Consider the following 17,233-nt stretch of genomic DNA (forward strand, 5'->3'; position numbering starts at 1 on the left):
GGGCTGAACGGCGGTGCCGACGATTATCTCGTCAAGCCGTTCGAGCCGGGCGAATTGATCGCGCGGGTCCGCGTTCTCGCACGTCGGCGCAATCCCAAGCGCTCTCTTGTCCTCAGCGCCGGAAACCTCTCGCTCGATCTCGAAGGCCGCAATGCTTCGGTCGGGACGGAAGCGCTCGACCTGCGCCGGCGCGAGGCGCTGATCCTCGAGGCGCTGGTGCAACGGACCGGCCGCGTCGTCACCCGCGACGTGCTGATCGAGGCGGTCTACGGCTTCGACGACCTGATCGAGTCGAACACGCTGGAAGCGCAGATCTCCCGGCTCCGGCGCAAGCTCCGCGATGCCGGCGCGGATGTCGAGATCACCTCGCTGCGCGGGATCGGCTATATCTTGAAGAAGGCCGAGCCAGCGCTTTAGCGAATAGTCGGCGTCACGATTGTCATTCCGGGGCGATCCGCAGGATCGAACCCGGAACCCACGACCGGGTGAGCCCATCTGTCGCCATTTCGAAAGCGCCCACCCAGTCGTGGGTTCCGGGTTCTTCGCTGCGCGAAGCCCCGGAATGACAAGGGTGGTGGGAAGTCGCTGTCGTCACGTTGCTCAATCCAGCTACACCACACGGAAGCTCAGGCGGATCGTGGTGCCGCCGCCTTCGGTGTCGGTGAGATCGAGCGTGCCGCCATGGGCTGCCATGATGTCGCGTACGATCGTCAGGCCGAGCCCGGCGCCGGTCGAATGCGGCGACATCCGGTTGAACGGCTCGGTGACCTGCGCGCGCTTGGCGGCGGCGATGCCGATGCCGTCGTCGCTGACCTCCAGCACGGTTCCGTCGATGACCTTGACCAGGATGGAGGAGCGCGCCTGCGCGTGGCGCAATGCATTGTCGATGAGATTGGCGATGGCCGCGCGGGTGGTGGCCTCGTTGGCGACGATCAGGACGTCGCGCGCGCCCTCTTCCTCCAGCGCGATGCCGATGCCGTTGCTGAGCACCAGCGGCGCGAGATCGGCCAGCACGTCGCGCGCCAGGGCATTCAGGCGCAGCGGCTCGAAAGGCAGCTCGGTGTTGTGCAGGCGGGCGAGCTGCAGCATCGAGGAGACGATAGTGGTGAGGCGGCTGACATCGGTCGTCAGCGCCAGGCGCTCGCCCTCGTCGGACAGCGAATCCACCTTGGTCCGCATCACGGCGAGCGGCGTGCGCAATTCGTGCGCGACATTGTTCATGAAGCGCCGCTGCACCTCCATATTGCCCGCGATCTGGTCCAGCGCCGAATTCAGCGCCGTCGTCAGCGGCATCAATTCGACGGGTGTCTCCTCCGTCGGCAGCAGGCCGCGCGGCGCGCGCGGATCGATACGGGCGGCGGCCTCGGCTGCACTGCGTAGCCGGCTGGTGATATAGGACACGGACATGGCGATTGCCGCGGCGATCATGATCCCGAACACGACCGAGATCGCCGCAGCGGAACCTGCGATGGCGCGCAGGAAATAGCCGAGGATCACGTCCCAGCCGGGACGACCGCCGCCGGTGGCGACGAGGATGCGGCTGCCATCCTGCTCGGCAACGTCGACCGAGAGTGCATTGTCGCCGCCGACCCGCATCTGGGCCGCGATGGTCGGGCCGTCCAGCCGGATGTCGATCGGCAGGCCCGGCCGCAATTCTGGCGCATACTCGACGACGGAACGTCCATCGGAGACCAGATACCAGAGCAGCGGGCTGGCCTGCTCGATCCTGATCAGGCCCGGCGACTTCTCGACCTGCAGCGCCGCGCTGCCGGACGGGCGCACGCTTTGCCGAATGATCTGGGAGGTGACATCGTTGCGCAGGACGCCCGGGTCCTCGGTGATGAAGGTGAAGGCGAGCACGGACGCGATGAAGGCGACGAACAGCACGATGCCGAGCAGCGTCAGCCGGATGGTGAGGGCACGCGAGAGCGACCTCATCGCGGGCCACCGGTCAGCGGCCGCGCGCGTTTCGACGCAGGGGATATCGAAACGGTTTCAACGTTGCGGGTCGTCACGGAGCCTCTGTGCGGGTATGGCTTCTCGGGCCGGGGGCGTCGCCCTGCCGGGCCCTGCATGGACCGTATCACCGTTGCCGTTCAACTCCCTCATGGATCGCCGGGCCTGATGCAAGCGCTGCGCGCCGTGGCGGGAGGGTTCCGGCTGTGCCGCATGGTGCTGGCGGCGCTGCTCGCCATCGGGCAGGCACAGATCCCGGCAGCCGCGCAAAGCGTGGCCGGACGGGAGGATATTCGGCCCGGCCAATTGCCGACTGCGTCGCGGCAGGACATCGCCCGGCTGGTCGAAGGCGTGTTCGACACGGCTTCCAAGACGGTCAGCGTGCCGATCGAGCGCTCGCTTGCGCTGTTCGGCGAGCCGAACGCCTATATCGTCGGCGGCGAGCTCAGCGGCTCCTTCGTGGTCGGCGGGCGGCACGGCAGCGGCGAATTGCGCTTCTCGGACGGGATCCCGATGCCGGTGATCTGGACGGCGCTCTCGGTCGGCATCGGGCTTGGCGCCGATTACGGGCGGGTGATCATGCTGGTCTACGGGCTCGACCGGCAAGAGGATGTGTTCGGCACCTATGCCAGCCTCGGCGGCAGCGCCCATTTCCTGGCCGGCGCGAATGCGACGATCCTCGCCTCCAGCCGGGCGCGGATCGTGCTGATATCCTCGGGCCTGGGCCTCCGGCTTTCGGGAGACCTTAGCCGGATTCGGATCGAGCCCGGTGGCGAGCCGGAGACGTTGCGCCCGCCGGCGGATATCTGCGGGACGCCCGGCGGCTGTGCACCGCCCGGCCGGCGCTGAAGCAGGACGCGCGGTCAGCTTCAGCGGCCGATATTGCGTTGCGCGGTCGCGTGGAGCTCGTCGAGACGCTCGGAGATATCCATGGCGATCAGCCCGACCTCGCGCTCATCGGCGGCCTTGCGGACATAGAGCGGCTCCGACCAGAGGATGCAGCCGCGCCCGAAGGGCAGGGCGATGCTGGCATGGTCCCAGTTCTCCAGGTCGACACGGGCGCTGGTGACGGCCGCGAACAGATAGATCGGCCGGCCGGTCACGCGGGCGAGTTGGACGGCACCCTTGCCGGCGACGCGCGCGATCCGTGGCACGTCTGCGGTGAGCACGAGGCTCGTGCCCCGGCGCAGCGCATCGCGCATCTCGAAGAAGGCGGGTACGGAGCGTTTCGCCACGATCTTGGCCGGGCTCTGCGCACCGGAGCCCCGGATGCTGCGATAGCCGGCGCGCTCGACCACGGAGGTCACGACCGCCCCGTCGAAATGCAGCGAGGTCAGGACCGCGACGCGCGAGGCGCCTTCGAGCGCGGCGAGGCTCAGCATCTGCTGGCCGTGCCAGGTCAGGGCGATGAAGGGCTCGCGGTTGCGCTCCCAGGGGCGGGCGCCGGGGATGACCGGCTTGAAGCGCGTCGTGCGCCTGACCAGGCCGAGATAGGCATGCAGGACGCGGCCGGCGAGGGCTGCCGACCGATCGGGGCTGAAGAGCATCGTCCGGTCTCCACGGTTGGAATCACCGGGAGTGGTCGGCGCGGGGGCTTGCTGGAACATTGCGCGGAGCCCGAAAGGCGCCGCGAATGCGCTCCGGGCGAGGCCCGGAGGCGCTTTTTCAATGCCGGCCGTGGCTGTGGTCGGTCTTCAGGCGCCGTTCGATGAAGCGGCTATAGGAGCCCATGCCGTAGCTGAACACGGCGTAGACCAGCGCCGCGAAGATATAGCCTTCCAGCACCGCGATGCCCTGCCAGACGGGATCGCGCATCGCCGAGCGGACCGTGTCGAGGAAATCGAGTAGGCCGATGATGGTGACCAGCGTCGTGTCCTGGAAGAAGCCGATGAAGATGTTGACCAGCGGCGGAATGACGATCTTCAGCGCCTGCGGCAGCACGATCTTGCGCATCGACAGCCAGTAGCCGAGGCCGAGCGAGGCCGCGGCCTCGTGCTGGCCCTTCGGCACCGCCTGCAGGCCGCCGCGCACGGTCTCGGCGATATAGGCGCCGGCGAAGATGATGATCGCCACCTGTGCCCGCAGCAATTTGTCGATGGTCACGCCATCCGGCATGAACAGCGGCAGCATCACCGAGGCCATGAACAGGATCGAGACCAGCGGCACGCCGCGGATCATCTCGATGAAGACGACGGCGATGACCTGGATCGCCGGGAGTTTCGACGAGCGCGCCAGGGCCAGGAGCACGCCGAGGATGAAGCCGAAGGCGAGCCCGACCGAGGAGAGCATGAAGGAGAGCGGCAGGCCGCCCCAGTTCGTGGTGTTGACCACGCTGAGGCCGAAGACCCCGCCATACATCAGCACGCCGCAGATGACGACGACTGCGAGCCAGAGCCACAGTAGCCGGCGCGACCAGAAGCGCGGGATCATCGAATAGATCATCGCGCCGAGGAAGAGCAGCACCGCGATCGCCGGCCGCCAGTGCTCGTCATAGGGGTAGAAGCCGAAGATCATGAAGCGCAGCTTCGCCGCCAGGAAGGGCCAGCAGGCGCCGGCTCCGGCTGCCGCCTTGCAGGTCTGCGGCCCGCCTTCGACGATCGCGCGGGTGACGAGCCAGCCCCAGGCGCCGGTGACCAGCCGATAGATCAGCCAGAGGCAGGCGAAGGTGACGACGGCGTTGAAGGGCGAGCCGATATAGGGCTTGAACAGGGCATACCAACTGCTCGCGGGCCGTGTCGGGCGCTCGTCGGGGACGGATGCCAGGGTGTTGAGCTGGGCGGTGTCGGTCATCTCAACGCTCCACCAGGGCGACGCGGGCGTTGTACCAGTTCATCAGCATGGAGATCGCGATCGACATGCCCAGATAGACCAGCATGAAGATCGCGATGCCCTCGATCGCCTGCCCGGTCTGGTTCATCGTCGTGTTCGAGACCATGACGAGGTCGGGATAGCCGATGGCGATGGCGAGCGAGGAGTTCTTGAAGGTCGAGAGATAGGAGCTGGTCAGCGGCGGGATGATCACGCGCAGCGCCTGCGGCAGCACGACGAGCCGCATGGTCTGGCGGTCATGCAGGCCGACCGAACGCGCCGCCTCCCATTGCCCGCGCCCGACCGAGAGGATGCCGGCGCGCACGATCTCGGCGATGCCGGCCGAAGCGGACAAGGCCAGCCCGACCAGCAGCGCGGTGAATTCCGGCGTGACCTGCACGCCGCCGGTGATGCGGAAGCGGCCTTTCTCCGGCCAGTTCACCACCAGGTCCGGCTGGAAGACCAGGAGGGCCAGGAGGGCGGGCACGACGAGCGCGGCCAGGACATAGGGCCAGGCCATGCGGCTCCGGCCGGTGGCGACACGCTTGCGGCGGAAGGCCGAGGCGACGAGGCAGGCCAGCACGATGCCGAGCGCGACGGCGGCGAGCACGCCGGTATGGGCGGATGACCAGCGCAGCGACGGCACGATCAGGCCGCCGTTGCTGAGAAAGACCTCCGGCAGGATCTGCCAGGCCTCGCGCACCGGCGGGAAGACCGCGACGATGAGCGCATACCAGAGGAAGAGATAGAGCAGCAGCGGGACGTTGCGCAGCGCCTCGACATAGAGGAGCGCGAGAGTCGAGAGGATCGGATTGCGCGACAGCCGGGCGATGCCGACGATCAGGCCGAGAACCGTCGAGATGATGACGGCGAAGGCTGAGACCCAGACCGTGTTGAGCAGGCCGACGAGGATGGCGCGGCCATAGGTGTCGCCGGAATCGTAGGAGATGAAGGACTGGCTGATGACGAAGCCGGCGGGCCGGGAGAGATAGGCGAAGCCCGTTGCGATGTTCTGGTCCGCCAGCTTCCGCGAGACGGTGCTGAAGAGATAGAAGCCGATGCCGACGACGAGCGCGACCGCGACGACCTGGTAGAGCACGGCGCGGACGCGCACGTCATAAAGCAGCCGCACCGGGCTGGAATCGGAGGTGGCCATCGGGCTGTTCCGGGCTGGGGACGCACCGGCCGCGCAGAGGCGGCCGATGGTCTCAGGTCAATCGAGGGAACGCACGTCAGGCCGGGATCACCGGAAGGGCGGGGAGTAGATCAGGCCACCCTTGTTCCAGAGCTGGTTGGGGCCGCGGCTGAGGCCGAGCGGGGTCTTCTCGCCGAGATGACGCTCGAAGAGCTCGCCGTAATTGCCGAGCTGCTTGATGGCATTATAGGCCCATTTGTTGTCGAGGCTCAGCATCTTGCCGAGGTCGCCGTTGACCCCGAGCAGGCGCTGGATCTCGGGATCCTTGCTCTTGAGCTGCTCGTCGATATTGCCCTTCGTGATGCCGTATTCCTCGGCCGCGATCAGGGCGTTGACCGTCCAGGAGACGATGTCGCGCCAGTTGCTGTCGTTCTGGCGGACGACGGGGGCGAGCGGCTCCTTGGAGATCGTCTCGGGCAGGATCACGTATTGCTTGGGGTCGTTGGCGATGGCGCGTACCGAGGCGAGGTCCGAGCGGTCGGTGGTGATGACGTCGCAGCGGCCGGAGAAGAAGGCGTTGCGCCATTCGTCGGGATTCTCGAAGACGACCGCCTCGTATTTGATGTTGCGGGGCTTGAAGTAGTCCTCGAGGTTCTGCAGCGTCGTCGTGCCCGGCAGGATGCAGACGGCGGACTGGGACAGCTCGGCCGCGCTCTTCACGCCGAGCTTGGCCGAGACCATCAGGCCCTGGCCGTCATAGAAGACGACGGGCGCGAAATCGAGGCCGAGCGAGGTGTCGCGCGAGAAGGTCATCGTGGTCTGGCGCGAGAGCAGGTCGACTTCGCCGGACTGCAGGCCCTGGAAGCGGACATTGGTGTTGAGCGGAACGAAATCGACCTTGTCCGGCGTGCCGAACACGGCCGAGGAGACGGCGCGGCAGATATCGCTGTCAAAGCCCTGACGGACGCCCTTGTCGTCGGCATAGGAGAAGCCCGGAGCCGTCGGGGAGACACCGCAAAGCACCTTCCCGCGCTTCCTGACGGCCTCGAGCGTCGCTTGCGCCGAGGCCGGCGCGGCATAGACCGACAAGGCCGCGGCGGCGAGGCCGAACGCGACCATTCTGGTGATCATCTTTGACATAGGCGTTTCCCCTTGCGCGCGCCTGTCGTCGGCGCGTCGAAGGGAGCCTATTGGGGCGCGATGGCGACCGCAAGCGCGTTCCACGCGGCGGACGCCAGGGATTTCTACCCTGGCGTCACAGCAGCTCGTCGCCGGCCGACGGTGACGGCGCCGGCCGGGCGCGTTAGGCTGGGCCGGCAACCGGATGGAATCCTTGACACCGCGCCTCCTCCCGTTCCTGCTTCTGTGGATTCCGCTCGCGCTCGCGGGGCTCGGACTTGGCGCCTTCATCGAGTTCACGCGGGCGGGCGATGCGCTCCAACGCGAGGGAACGACGCTGCACCGCATCGTCTCGCAGCGCGTCGAGCAGCACGATGCGCATCTCACAAGCCTGGCGGCGGTCCTCGCCAGCTCGAATGCGGAATCCGCGAGCTTCCGGGCCGTGATCGAGGCGATGCAGCGCTTCTATCCGCGCATCGCCGCCGTCGAATTGATCGAGAACGTCTCTGGCGGAGGCGTTTCGCCCAATCTGGCCGATTTCGACCCCGCCGCTCTGTCTGCGCGCGTGGGGGCGCTGGCGCCCGGCCAGGCCGTCACGCTGGCAAGCCGCTCAGGCAGCCCGTTCTACGCCCTGGTCAAGCGCGTGCCGGATAGCGGCCATGGGCCGCGGGCGCTGGTCCTCGTCATCGATGCCCGGCTCCTGACCGAGCCTGAAGGCGGCTTGCCCGGCGATGCCGGGCTGAAGCTGAGCGATGCGGCCGGAACCGCGATCGTCCAGCACGACTGGCCGCTGGCGCAGCGCGCGCCGATCCCGGACCTCACCTTCGCGAAAGCATTGGGCAGCCGGTCGCAGCCGCTGCTGCTGGAATTGGCGCGGCGTCCGGCCTTCGCCGAGTTGCTGCCGCCTGGCCTGTTGTTCGGCTGGCCGGTCGCCGCGGGCTTGAGCCTCTTCCTGCTGCTGACGGTGCTGCGCGAGCGGCGCGCCAGCCGGAGGGCGCGCGAGGCGGTGCGCCTGCATGAGCACGATGCGCGACTGGCCCATGCCATGCGGGTCAACACCGTCGGCGAGATGGCCTCCGGCATCGCCCATGAGATCACCCAGCCGCTGACCGCGATCCTGAGCCAGAGCCAGGCGGGCTTGCGGCTCGCCAAGTCGGGCACGGCGGCATCTGGCGATCTCATCGGCGTGCTCGAAGCCAATGTCCGGCACGCGCGCCGGGCCGGCGAAATCCTGGAGCGTTTGCGGGCCTATGTGACGCGGCGCGAGCCGCAACGGCAGCCGCAGGATCTCAACCGGATCGTCAGCAACGTGGTCGAGCTGAGCCAGCGCGATCTGCAGGAGCGCGGCGTCGCGCTTCGGCTGGACCTGAACGAACCCGGGCCGCGGGCGTTGCTCGACCGGGTCTCGATCGAGCAGGTCGTGCACAATCTCGTCCGCAATGCGGCCGAGGCGGTCGAGGCCATGCCGGCAGGGCGGCGCGAGATCGTTCTGGCGACGCGCCTCGTCGACGGCGAGGCGGAGATCTCGGTCGCCGATGACGGGCCGGGCATCGCGGAAGCCGACATGGCCCGCCTGTTCGAGCCGTTTTTCACCACCAAGAGCAGCGGCATGGGGCTCGGCCTGCCGCTCTGCGAGCGCCTGGTCGAGACGGCCGGCGGGCGGATCGCCGTGCGCAACGGGCCTGAGCGGGGCGCCGTCTTCACGGTGCGCTTTCCGGCGCTGGCGGTCGAGCTCGGGCTGGCTGCCGAATGAAGCCGGCGCCACGGATCGTTTACCTGATCGACGACGATGCCGATGTGCGCGATGCGCTCGTCCTGCTCCTGCGCACGATGGGTTTCGCGCCGCGGCCCTTTGCCGGCGTGCAATCCTTCCTCGACCGGCCGGACCCGCGCCAGGACGGCTGCCTCGTCGTCGATATCCGCATGCCCGGCACCTCCGGCCTGCAATTGCTGGAGCGCATGGCCAAGGAGGCCGGCGGTATGCCGACGGTGATGATCTCCGGCCATGGCGACGTTGCCGCCTGCCGGCGCGCCTTCAAGGCGGGCGCGGTCGACTTCCTGACCAAGCCGATCGACGAACAGGTGCTGCTGGAAGCGGTGGAAGCGGCCTTTGCCGCGCTCGATCAACGCAAGCAAGCCGAGGTCGCCCGCGCCGGGCGCGATGCCCGGCTGGCCCGGCTGACCCAGCGCGAGCGTGAGATCCTCGATCTCGTGGCCGAGGGGTTGTCGACGAAGGAGATCGCGCGGGTGCTCGACGTCTCGCCGCGCACGGTCGAGACCCATCGCGCCCATATCGCCGAGAAGATCGGGGCGGGCTCCGTCGCCGAGATGGTGCGCTTCGCCCTGGAGGGGTAGGGCGGCCGATTTTCCGCGGAACCACCATGTCATGCCGGGCTTGACCCCGGATCCATCGGAGAGCTCCGGCACTCTGAGATCGATACCGGATCGGTGCGGCTTTGTCGCTTGTCCGGGATGACGTCGCGGTTCAATCGAAAATCGACAGGCATCACAGGCGCGCTCCTCCGTAGGATTACGGAGAAGGCTCCGGCACCGCACCGATCAAAATGCCTGACCGGACCGGCTAGCTTGCGGCCATCGAGCTTACGGCTCGCCCCGCTCACGTCCCGGAGAGATCATGACCCAGATCCGTTTCGCCGCCGCTGCCCTCGTGCTCGCGCTCGTTCCAGCCGCTGCCGGCGCCCAGGTCCTGCAGGAGCGCAACATGCCGCTCGCCATCGCCCAGGAAATCGCCCAGGCGACCGTCGAGGCTTGTGCCGCCAAGAACTTCAACGTCACCGCGACGGTCGTCGACCGCGCCGGCGTCACCCGCGCGGTGCTGCGCGCCGACCGGGCTGGCCCGCACACCGTCGCCGCCAGCCGCGACAAGGCCTTCACCTCGGCCTCGGCCCGCAACGCCACCGCGGCGATGGCCGAAGGCGTCGAGAAGAACCCGGCCCAGCGCAATGTGGCCGCGATCGAGGGCTTCCTGCTGCTCGGCGGCGGCGTGCCGGTCAAGGTCGGCGACGAGGTGATCGGTGCGGTCGGCGTCGGCGGCGCTCCGAACGGCCTGCTCGACGAGGAATGCGCCAATGCCGGCATCGAGAAGGTGAAGGCGAAGCTGCGCTGAGCCTGGAGCCAAAGCTGAAACGAAGCAGGCGGTTGCGAAAGCGGCCGCCTGTTTTCCCATGGAGGGCGCTGCGATGGCGAGAATGCTGCTGATCATGGTCGGTCTGGTTGCCGCCAGCCTGGCCGGCCGGGCCATGGCGCAGACGCCGCCCGATGCGACCGAGCTTGCCGCCTATCGCGGGCTGCATGCCGCGGCGGCCTCCGGCGATGTCGCGGCGATCCGGCGCCTCGCGAGAGCCGGCGAAAAGCTAGACGCTCGCGACGGCAACGGCCGCACGCCGCTGCATGTCGCCGCCTTTCGCGGCCAGGTCGACGCGATCCGCACCCTGATCGGCGCGGGTGCCGATCCCGGCCTGTTCGACAACCAGCGCTATGACGCCGTCACCATCGTGGCCGTCAGCGACGACGTACCGGCGTTGAAAGCCCTGCTTGCCGCGGGTGCGTCGGCAAAGCTCACCACCAGCCGCTATGACGGGACGGCGCTGATCGCCGCCGCGCATCTCGGTCGTGACGGCATCGTCCGCGAACTGATCGTGGCCGGCGCGCCGCTCGACCATGTCAATAATCTCGGCTGGACCGCGCTGATCGAGGCGGTGATCCTTGGCGACGGCGGCAAGCGCCATGTCGAGACCGTGCGGGCGCTGCTCGCGGCCGGTGCCAATCGCAACCTCGCCGACAGGCAAGCCGTCACGCCGCTGCAGCACGCCCGCGCGCGGGGCTATGGCGCCATGGTTGCGGTGCTGAAGGCTGGCTCCTCCCGTTGAGGCCATGTCTCGCGTCTGCGCGGCGAAATCGCCGCCGCGCTCAGACTTTACGCAAAAGCGCCACGCAGTTTTGCCGGACCTGCTCTAGGCAGGGGCGCCTCTCTCGCAGAACCCTTCACGTCGGGAAACTGCTCTCTTGTAAAATTTCACAATATGTCTACGCTTGCTTCCAAGGGGTGCCGATCAAGAGCGCCCTCATGGAGGAAGCAGGGATGGCGCGCAGTGCGATCCAGCCCCGACAGGCCGAGGAGACGCCTGCGCCGAAGCGGCGCAATCGCGTCAACCTGTTCGAGCTCGCCTATGAGCGCATCGAGGCGCTGCTGATCACCTGCGAATTGCCGCCGGGGCGCTTCCTCTCGCTGCAGGACCTCCAGGACATGACCGGCTATGGCCGCACCCCGGTCCATCACGCCGTCAACCGTCTGGCGGCGGATACGCTGATCATCATCCGTCCGCGGCATGGTTTGCAAGTCGCGCCGATCGACCTGGCGCGCGAGCGCCTGCTGCTGCGGTTGCGGCGCGATCTCGAGCGCTTCGTCATCGGGCTCGCTGCCGAGCGGGCCGGACCGTCCCATCGCAACCAGCTCCTTCATATCGAGCGCCTGCTGCGCGAACGCCGTGACAGCCTGAGCCTGGCCGAGTTCAACACGCTCGATCGCCGCATCGACGAGACCGTGCTCTCGGCCGCGGCGGAGCCCTTCCTCCAGCACACGCTGCGCCCGCTGCACACGATCTTCCGGCGCATCGGCTTCATCTATCACAGCGCGATGCCGCAGCGGGTCGGCCTCGCGGTTTCGATCGACCACCATATCGCGGTGCTGAACGCCATCGCGGCCCGCCGGGCGGCCGGGGCCGTCGCCGCCTCGGACGCGCTGATCGGCTTCGTGGACGCCATGTTCGACGAATTGGAAGCGGTGATCGATCCGTCCCTGCTGGATTGCAGGGTCGAGCCGCTGCTGAAGACCTGACGGAAGGAACTACCGGAACCATGCGCATTGTCTTCCATGGCGAGAACGCCGCCTCCTTCAGCCACGGCTTCGCCGGGCTGGTCGGCGACAAGGCCGAAATCCGGCTCCTGCCCGACCATCTCGAAGGAGAGGCCGATCAGAAGGCCTATGCCGAGGCCGAGGTCATCGTCGGCGTGAAGTTCGATGCCGCCCTGCCGCAGCCCGCCGGGCTCAAGCTGTTCCATGTGCCGGGCGCCGGCTACGACATGGTCGATCTCGGGGCGCTGCCGGCTTCGACCGCCGTCTGCAACTGCTTCGGCCATGAGCAGGCGATCGCGGAATATGTGATGGCGGCGCTGCTGGCCCGCAACGTTCCGCTCGCCGATGCCGATCGGCGCCTGCGCCAGGGCGATTGGGCCTATTGGGCTGGAGCGCCCGACCGCGTCCATGGCGAGATCGCCGGCCAGACCATCGGCCTGCTCGGCTTCGGGCATATCGGCAAGGCGATCGCGGCGCGGGCCAAGGCCTTCGAGATGAAGGTCCATGTCGCCAATCGCAGCGCCGTGCCGGCCTCAGGTCTGGTCGATCGCGCCTTCACGCTTGACCAGCTCGCGGAATTCTGCGGCTCGGTCGATGTCGTCGTCGTCTCCGTGCCGTTCACCGCGGAGACCAAGGGTATCGTCGGCGCAGACGCCTTCGCGGCGATGCGGCCGGGTGCCGTCGTTATCAATGTCGGGCGTGGCCCGACCATCGACGAGCAAGCGCTGTTCGACGCCCTGAAGACCGGCCGGATCGGCGGGGCCGTCATCGACACCTGGTATCGCTACCCCAGCGCTGGGGACAGCAATCCCTTGCCCGCAAATCTGCCTTTCCACGAGCTTTCAAACGTTTTAATGACGCCGCATATGTCCGGATGGACGAGCGGCACGATCAGCCGCCGGCAGGGGGTCATTGCCGACAACATCAAGCGCCGCTTCGCCGGCGAGCCGCTCGTCAATGTCGTGCGCGCGAGCGCCTGACACAACGACAGGAACGACGTTCTTCCCGAACCGGCCACAAGAAGCCGGGCCATGACAAGCGGCACTGCCGCAGCAGAGGAGACACCAGGTGAAACTGCTCAAGCATCTCAAGATTGCCGGCATGGCTCTCGCGCTCGGCGCCGGCATGCTCGTCGCCGGCCAGGCCTCGGCCCAGTCCGTCACCGACATCATCAAGCGCGGCTCGGTGAAGATCGGCGTGCTGATCGGCGCGCCGCCCTACGGCTCGGTCGATTCCCAGGGCAACGCCATCGGCTATGACGCCGACGTCATCGCGCTGATCGGCAAATATCTCGGCGTGAAGGTCGAGATGGTACAGTTGACGCCGCCGGCGCGTATCCCGGCGCTGGAAGCCAACAAGGTCGACTTCCTCGTCGCCACGCTGGCGCCGACGCCCGAGCGCGCCAAGGCCGTGATGTTCTCGATCCCCTACAGCGCCTTCCAGACCGGCGTCTATGCGAAGAAGGGCGTCGCCATCAAGACCTGGGCCGACCTCAAGGGCATGAAGGTGGGTGTCAACCGCGGCTCCAGCGTCGAGCGCGAGTTCACCAGCCGCGAGAAGGAACTGAACCTCACCATCCTGCGCTTCGAGGATGACGCGACCACGATGCAGGCGCTGTTCTCCGGGCAGGTCCAGGCCATCGCCGGTCCCGACGCGCAGGCCAATGCTGCGATGAAGGCGCGCGGCGAGACCGAGACCGAGCTCAAGTTCGTCTTCGGCGTGCAGCCGAACTCGATGACCATGCGCAAGGACGCCTATGAATTGCGCCAGTGGCTCAACAACTTCATCTACTACGTCAAGCAGAACGGCGAGCTCGACGCGATCGCCCAGAAGTGGGTCGGCAGCCCGCTGCCGCCGCTCCCGACCTTCTGATCCAACGTCCTGATCGGTCTTCCGATCGGATCCGCTGATGTTCCGGCGCGCGGTTCGAGCGCGCCGGCGACCCCTCGTCGACCCTCCCGGACGAAGGAGCGCGCCGTTGCTCTTCCAAGACGTCTTTTCCAAATGGCCGATGATCCTCAACGGGGTCTGGCTCACGATCGCGCTGTCCTTCGTAGCGATCGGGCTCGGCCTCGTGCTGGCGACGGCGATGACCGCGCTGCGCAGCCTGGCAGGGAGCTGGGCCGGCTATATCGTCGACGCCTATGTCGAGCTGATGCGCAACACGCCGTTCCTGGTGCAGCTCTTCATGATCTTCTTCGGGTTGCCGCAGCTCGGCATCCGGCTCAACGGGCTCGAAGCCTCGGTGCTGGCGATGACGCTCAATCTCGCGGCCTATGCGACCGAGATCATCCGCGCCGGCGTCGACTCCATCCATAAATCGCAGATCGAGGCCGGGCTCGCGCTCGCCATGACCAAGTGGCAGGTGCTGAAGCATGTCGTGCTGCAGCCGGCCTTCGCCCGCGTCTGGCCGGCACTCTCCAGCCAGTTCGTGCTGATGATGCTGGCCTCCAGCATCTGCTCCTTCGTCTCGGTGCAGGAATTGTCGGGCACGGCGGCAATCATCGAGCAGGACACGTTCCGCTCGTTCGAGACCTATATCGTCGTCACCGTGCTCTATCTGGTGCTGGCGCTCTCCTTCAAACTCTTCCTGAACTGGCTCGGCCGGAAGCTCTTCCCGCAGGTGTCGGGCCTTGCCCGCCTCACCGAAGCGCATGGGGAGGCCGCCTGATGCAGACCTTCGGTTGGCCCGAGGCCCTCTTCATCCTGCGCTCCGCCGGCTGGACGCTGGCGCTGACGGCGATCGCCTTCTTCATCGGGAGCATCATCGGCGGCGCCTTCGCGATCATGCGCCTGTCACGGCTGCGCTGGCTGCGCCGCTTCGCCGCCGGCTACATCCTGGTGATCCAGTCGATCCCGGTGCTGATGGTGCTGTTCATGAGCTATTACGGGCTCTCGGCGCTCGGCATCGAGCTGCCGCCCTTCCTCGCGGCCTCGGCGTCGCTGTCGATCTATGTCTCGGCCTATCTCGCCGAGATCTGGCGCGGCTCGATCGAATCCGTGCCGCGCCAGCAATGGGAGGCTTCGGCCTCGCTGGCGCATACGACGGCGCAAACCTACCGCCATGTCATCCTGCCGCAGGCGATCCGCATCTCGCTGCCGCCGACGGTCGGTTTCCTGGTCCAGCTCGTGAAGAACACCTCGATCGTGCAGGTCGTCGGCTTCGTCGACCTGATGCGCGCCGGCATGCTGGTCAACAACGCGACCTACCAGGCCTTCCAGATCTTCACCCTCGTCGGGGCGATCTATTTCGCGATCTGCTTCCCGCTCTCCCGGCTCAGCCGCCATCTCGAAAAGGTGATGAATGCCAGCCGTTCTCATTGAAGGCATCCACAAGCGCTTCGGCTCGCTAGAGGTGCTGAAAGGCGTCTCGCTCAGCGTCGATACCGGGCAGGTCGTCGCGATCATCGGCCGCTCGGGCTCCGGCAAGTCGACCCTGCTGCGCTGCATCAACGGGCTCGAGACCTTCCATGCCGGGAAGATCGAGGTCGCCGGCCACATGCTGACGCAGGACCCGACGAAGCTGCGCGAATTGCGCAAGGATGTCGGCATCGTCTTCCAGAGCTACAACCTGTTCCCGCATCTCACGGTGGGGCAGAACATCATGCTCTCGCCGCGCATCACCAAGAACGTGCCGCAGGCGCAGGCCATGGCGCTGGCCAAGGACGTGCTGGCGCAGGTCGGTCTCTCCGAGAAGTTCGACAGCTATCCCGACAACCTTTCCGGCGGCCAGCAGCAGCGCGTCGCGATCGCCCGTTCGCTGGCGATGCAGCCCAAGGTGATGCTGTTCGACGAGGTGACCTCGGCGCTCGACCCGGAGCTGACCGGCGAGGTGCTGCTGGTGATGGAGAAGCTCGCCAAGGGCGGCATGACCATGCTGCTGGTGACGCACGAGATGAATTTCGCGCGCACCGTCGCGGACAGGACCATCTTCATGCATCAGGGGCTGATCTGGGAGAGCGGGCCGTCGAAGGAGCTCTTCGCCAACCCGCAGACGCCGGAACTCGCCAATTTCGTCAAGGCGGGCGCGCACTGAGCGTCCGCCGAAAGGCGCAGCCGGTTCAGTAAACGGCCGTCGCCTCGACCTCGACGAGGAATTCCGGGCGGCTGAAGCCGGAGACGATCACCAGCGTCGAGGCCGGCTTGACCGGGCAGTCGGCCAGCGCCTCATCGCGCGCCTTCATATAGGCCGGCATATGCTTGCGGTCGGTGACGAAGGCGTTGAGGCGCACGATATTCGCCATGGACAGGCCGCCCTCGCGCAGGATCGCGGCGATGCTCTCGAAGCAGATGCGGGCCTGCTCGCCGGCGTCCTCCGGGACGCTGCCGTCGCGCGCAATTCCGAGCTGGCCGGACGTCAGCAGGACGCCCTGCGCGTCGGCCTTCATGCCGTGAGAGTACTGCCCGAAGGGCGGGGCGAGCGAGGCAGGCGTGAGCGGCTGTTTCATGGGCTGGCGATCCAAGGCGTGAGGCCGCATCAGGTCTAGAGCAAGCTGCCTTGCAACGGAACCGCAGCCGGCGACAGCCGAGGCTCACAGCGTCTGCGTGACCTTGCGCAGGTGGGGCGGGCGATCGGGGTCGAGCCCGCGGGCCTTGGCCAGCGCGGCGATGCCGCCATAGAAGGCGCGTGCCTGCAGGAGCGGCATCAGCACGGGTGGGCTCTCGGCCGGCACCGGCAGGGCGATGCCCGGCGCCCCGTCGGCGCCGGCATAGGCGACATCCGCACCCAATCCAGCGAAACTGCGGGCGACCGAGAGCGTGCTCTCGCTGCCTTCGTCGGCGGGATCGAGCACCAGTGCCGGGAAGCCGGGGCCAACCAGCGCCAGCGGGCCGTGCAGCACTTCGGCCGCGCTGAAGGCCTCGGCATGGATGCGGCAGGTTTCCTTGAACTTCAGCGCCATTTCCTGGGCGATGCCGAGGCTCAGTCCGCGGCCGATGACATAGAGGCTGGTCGCCTGCTCAAGATGCCGGAAGAACGGAGACCAGTCGCAGAGGCCCGCCTGCCGGAGCAGTTCGGGCGACCGGACGAGCGCATCCGACAGGCTGGGCTCGCAGCTCCAGGCGGCGGTGAGGTGCAGGAGCGCGATGCCGGTGGCGAGGAAGCTCTTGGTCGCGGCGACGCTGGTCTCGGGACCGGCGGCGAGCGGCAGGGCGATATCGACCAGCGCGGCCAGCGGCGATTCCATGTCGTTGATCAGGCCGATCGTTAGCGCGCCGCCGCGCTTGGCCGTCTCGGTCAATTGCAGCGCGTCCGGGCTGCGGCCGGATTGCGAGGCGGCGATGAAGACCGCCCCGGAGAGGTCGATCTCTCCACGATAGACGGAAGCCAGGCTGGGGCC

The 17,233-nt window shown here is 67.5% G+C and carries 19 protein-coding genes; 12 read left to right on the forward strand and 7 right to left on the reverse strand.

Annotation, left to right across the window (positions count from 1 at the left end; all coding sequences use genetic code 11):
* The coding region (locus tag JHD80_RS23055) for a winged helix-turn-helix domain-containing protein (protein WP_199092208.1) at positions 1-417 on the forward strand (417 nt) is incomplete at its 5' end.
* A 192-nt stretch (positions 418-609) separates the two neighbouring features.
* Here the strand turns inward: JHD80_RS23055 and JHD80_RS23060 are convergent.
* Positions 610-1,938 (reverse strand): sensor histidine kinase, encoded by a 1,329-nt coding sequence (locus JHD80_RS23060; RefSeq protein ID WP_199092210.1) that lies wholly within the window; start codon positions 1,936-1,938, stop codon positions 610-612.
* A gap of 186 nt (positions 1,939-2,124) precedes the next feature.
* Between JHD80_RS23060 and JHD80_RS23065 the strand changes: the two genes are divergently transcribed.
* A complete protein-coding gene (locus JHD80_RS23065) occupies positions 2,125-2,805 on the forward strand; it encodes an EipA family protein (protein ID WP_199092212.1) in 681 nt (226 codons plus the stop codon).
* Positions 2,806-2,825: 20 nt separating this feature from the next.
* Here the strand turns inward: JHD80_RS23065 and JHD80_RS23070 are convergent, their stop codons facing one another.
* From JHD80_RS23070 to JHD80_RS23085, 4 genes are all read right to left on the reverse strand, one after another.
* Positions 2,826-3,503 (reverse strand): lysophospholipid acyltransferase family protein, encoded by a 678-nt coding sequence (locus tag JHD80_RS23070; protein WP_199092214.1) that lies wholly within the window; start codon positions 3,501-3,503, stop codon positions 2,826-2,828.
* A 118-nt stretch (positions 3,504-3,621) separates the two neighbouring features.
* Entirely contained in the window at positions 3,622-4,746 is a 1,125-nt protein-coding gene (locus JHD80_RS23075) for an amino acid ABC transporter permease (protein ID WP_199092216.1), read from the reverse strand.
* Between the two features lies 1 nt (position 4,747).
* Positions 4,748-5,920, reverse strand: a complete 1,173-nt coding sequence (locus tag JHD80_RS23080; RefSeq protein ID WP_199092218.1) for an amino acid ABC transporter permease — start codon at positions 5,918-5,920, stop codon at positions 4,748-4,750.
* Between the two features lie 87 nt (positions 5,921-6,007).
* Entirely contained in the window at positions 6,008-7,030 is a 1,023-nt protein-coding gene (locus tag JHD80_RS23085) for an amino acid ABC transporter substrate-binding protein (protein WP_199092239.1), read from the reverse strand.
* A 202-nt stretch (positions 7,031-7,232) separates the two neighbouring features.
* On the opposite strand from JHD80_RS23085, the gene JHD80_RS23090 reads away from it, so the two are divergent.
* From JHD80_RS23090 to JHD80_RS23135, 10 genes are all read left to right on the forward strand, one after another.
* On the forward strand, positions 7,233-8,771 hold the full coding sequence (locus tag JHD80_RS23090; protein WP_199092220.1) for a sensor histidine kinase: 1,539 nt from the start codon (positions 7,233-7,235) through the stop codon (positions 8,769-8,771).
* A complete protein-coding gene (locus JHD80_RS23095; protein WP_199092223.1) occupies positions 8,768-9,373 on the forward strand; it encodes a response regulator transcription factor in 606 nt (201 codons plus the stop codon). The genes JHD80_RS23090 and JHD80_RS23095 overlap by 4 nt, the downstream gene beginning before the upstream one ends.
* 280 nt (positions 9,374-9,653) lie before the next feature.
* The gene (locus JHD80_RS23100) at positions 9,654-10,145 is read left to right on the forward strand and encodes a GlcG/HbpS family heme-binding protein (RefSeq protein ID WP_199092225.1); all 492 of its coding nucleotides are present in this window, start codon (positions 9,654-9,656) and stop codon (positions 10,143-10,145) included.
* 73 nt (positions 10,146-10,218) lie between these two features.
* Positions 10,219-10,908 carry an ankyrin repeat domain-containing protein gene (locus JHD80_RS23105; RefSeq protein ID WP_199092227.1) on the forward strand — a complete coding sequence of 230 codons (690 nt, stop codon included), beginning with the start codon at positions 10,219-10,221 and terminating at the stop codon, positions 10,906-10,908.
* A 212-nt stretch (positions 10,909-11,120) separates the two neighbouring features.
* Positions 11,121-11,876, forward strand: a complete 756-nt coding sequence (locus tag JHD80_RS23110; protein WP_199092241.1) for a GntR family transcriptional regulator — start codon at positions 11,121-11,123, stop codon at positions 11,874-11,876.
* A gap of 20 nt (positions 11,877-11,896) precedes the next feature.
* Positions 11,897-12,874 carry a 2-hydroxyacid dehydrogenase gene (locus tag JHD80_RS23115; RefSeq protein ID WP_199092229.1) on the forward strand — a complete coding sequence of 326 codons (978 nt, stop codon included), beginning with the start codon at positions 11,897-11,899 and terminating at the stop codon, positions 12,872-12,874.
* Positions 12,875-12,962: 88 nt separating this feature from the next.
* Complete coding sequence (locus JHD80_RS23120) at positions 12,963-13,766, forward strand: transporter substrate-binding domain-containing protein (protein WP_349237336.1); 804 nt, start codon at positions 12,963-12,965, stop codon at positions 13,764-13,766.
* 139 nt (positions 13,767-13,905) lie between these two features.
* Positions 13,906-14,565: an amino acid ABC transporter permease gene (locus JHD80_RS23125; RefSeq protein ID WP_199092245.1), complete on the forward strand. Its 660-nt coding sequence runs from the start codon at positions 13,906-13,908 to the stop codon at positions 14,563-14,565.
* On the forward strand, positions 14,565-15,218 hold the full coding sequence (locus tag JHD80_RS23130) for an amino acid ABC transporter permease (protein ID WP_199092231.1): 654 nt from the start codon (positions 14,565-14,567) through the stop codon (positions 15,216-15,218). The genes JHD80_RS23125 and JHD80_RS23130 overlap by 1 nt, the downstream gene beginning before the upstream one ends.
* On the forward strand, positions 15,199-15,930 hold the full coding sequence (locus tag JHD80_RS23135) for an amino acid ABC transporter ATP-binding protein (RefSeq protein ID WP_199092233.1): 732 nt from the start codon (positions 15,199-15,201) through the stop codon (positions 15,928-15,930). The genes JHD80_RS23130 and JHD80_RS23135 overlap by 20 nt, the downstream gene beginning before the upstream one ends.
* A 25-nt stretch (positions 15,931-15,955) precedes the next feature.
* Here the strand turns inward: JHD80_RS23135 and JHD80_RS23140 are convergent, their stop codons facing one another.
* Both JHD80_RS23140 and JHD80_RS23145 read right to left on the reverse strand, forming a co-directional pair.
* Complete coding sequence (locus tag JHD80_RS23140; protein ID WP_199092235.1) at positions 15,956-16,342, reverse strand: RidA family protein; 387 nt, start codon at positions 16,340-16,342, stop codon at positions 15,956-15,958.
* A gap of 84 nt (positions 16,343-16,426) precedes the next feature.
* Positions 16,427-17,233: SIS domain-containing protein (locus JHD80_RS23145; RefSeq protein WP_199092237.1), on the reverse strand; the 807-nt coding region annotated here is incomplete at its 5' end.

Source organism: Allobosea sp. ASV33, from assembly GCF_016428755.1.
In the GTDB taxonomy this organism is placed as follows: Bacteria; Pseudomonadota; Alphaproteobacteria; order Rhizobiales; family Beijerinckiaceae; genus Allobosea.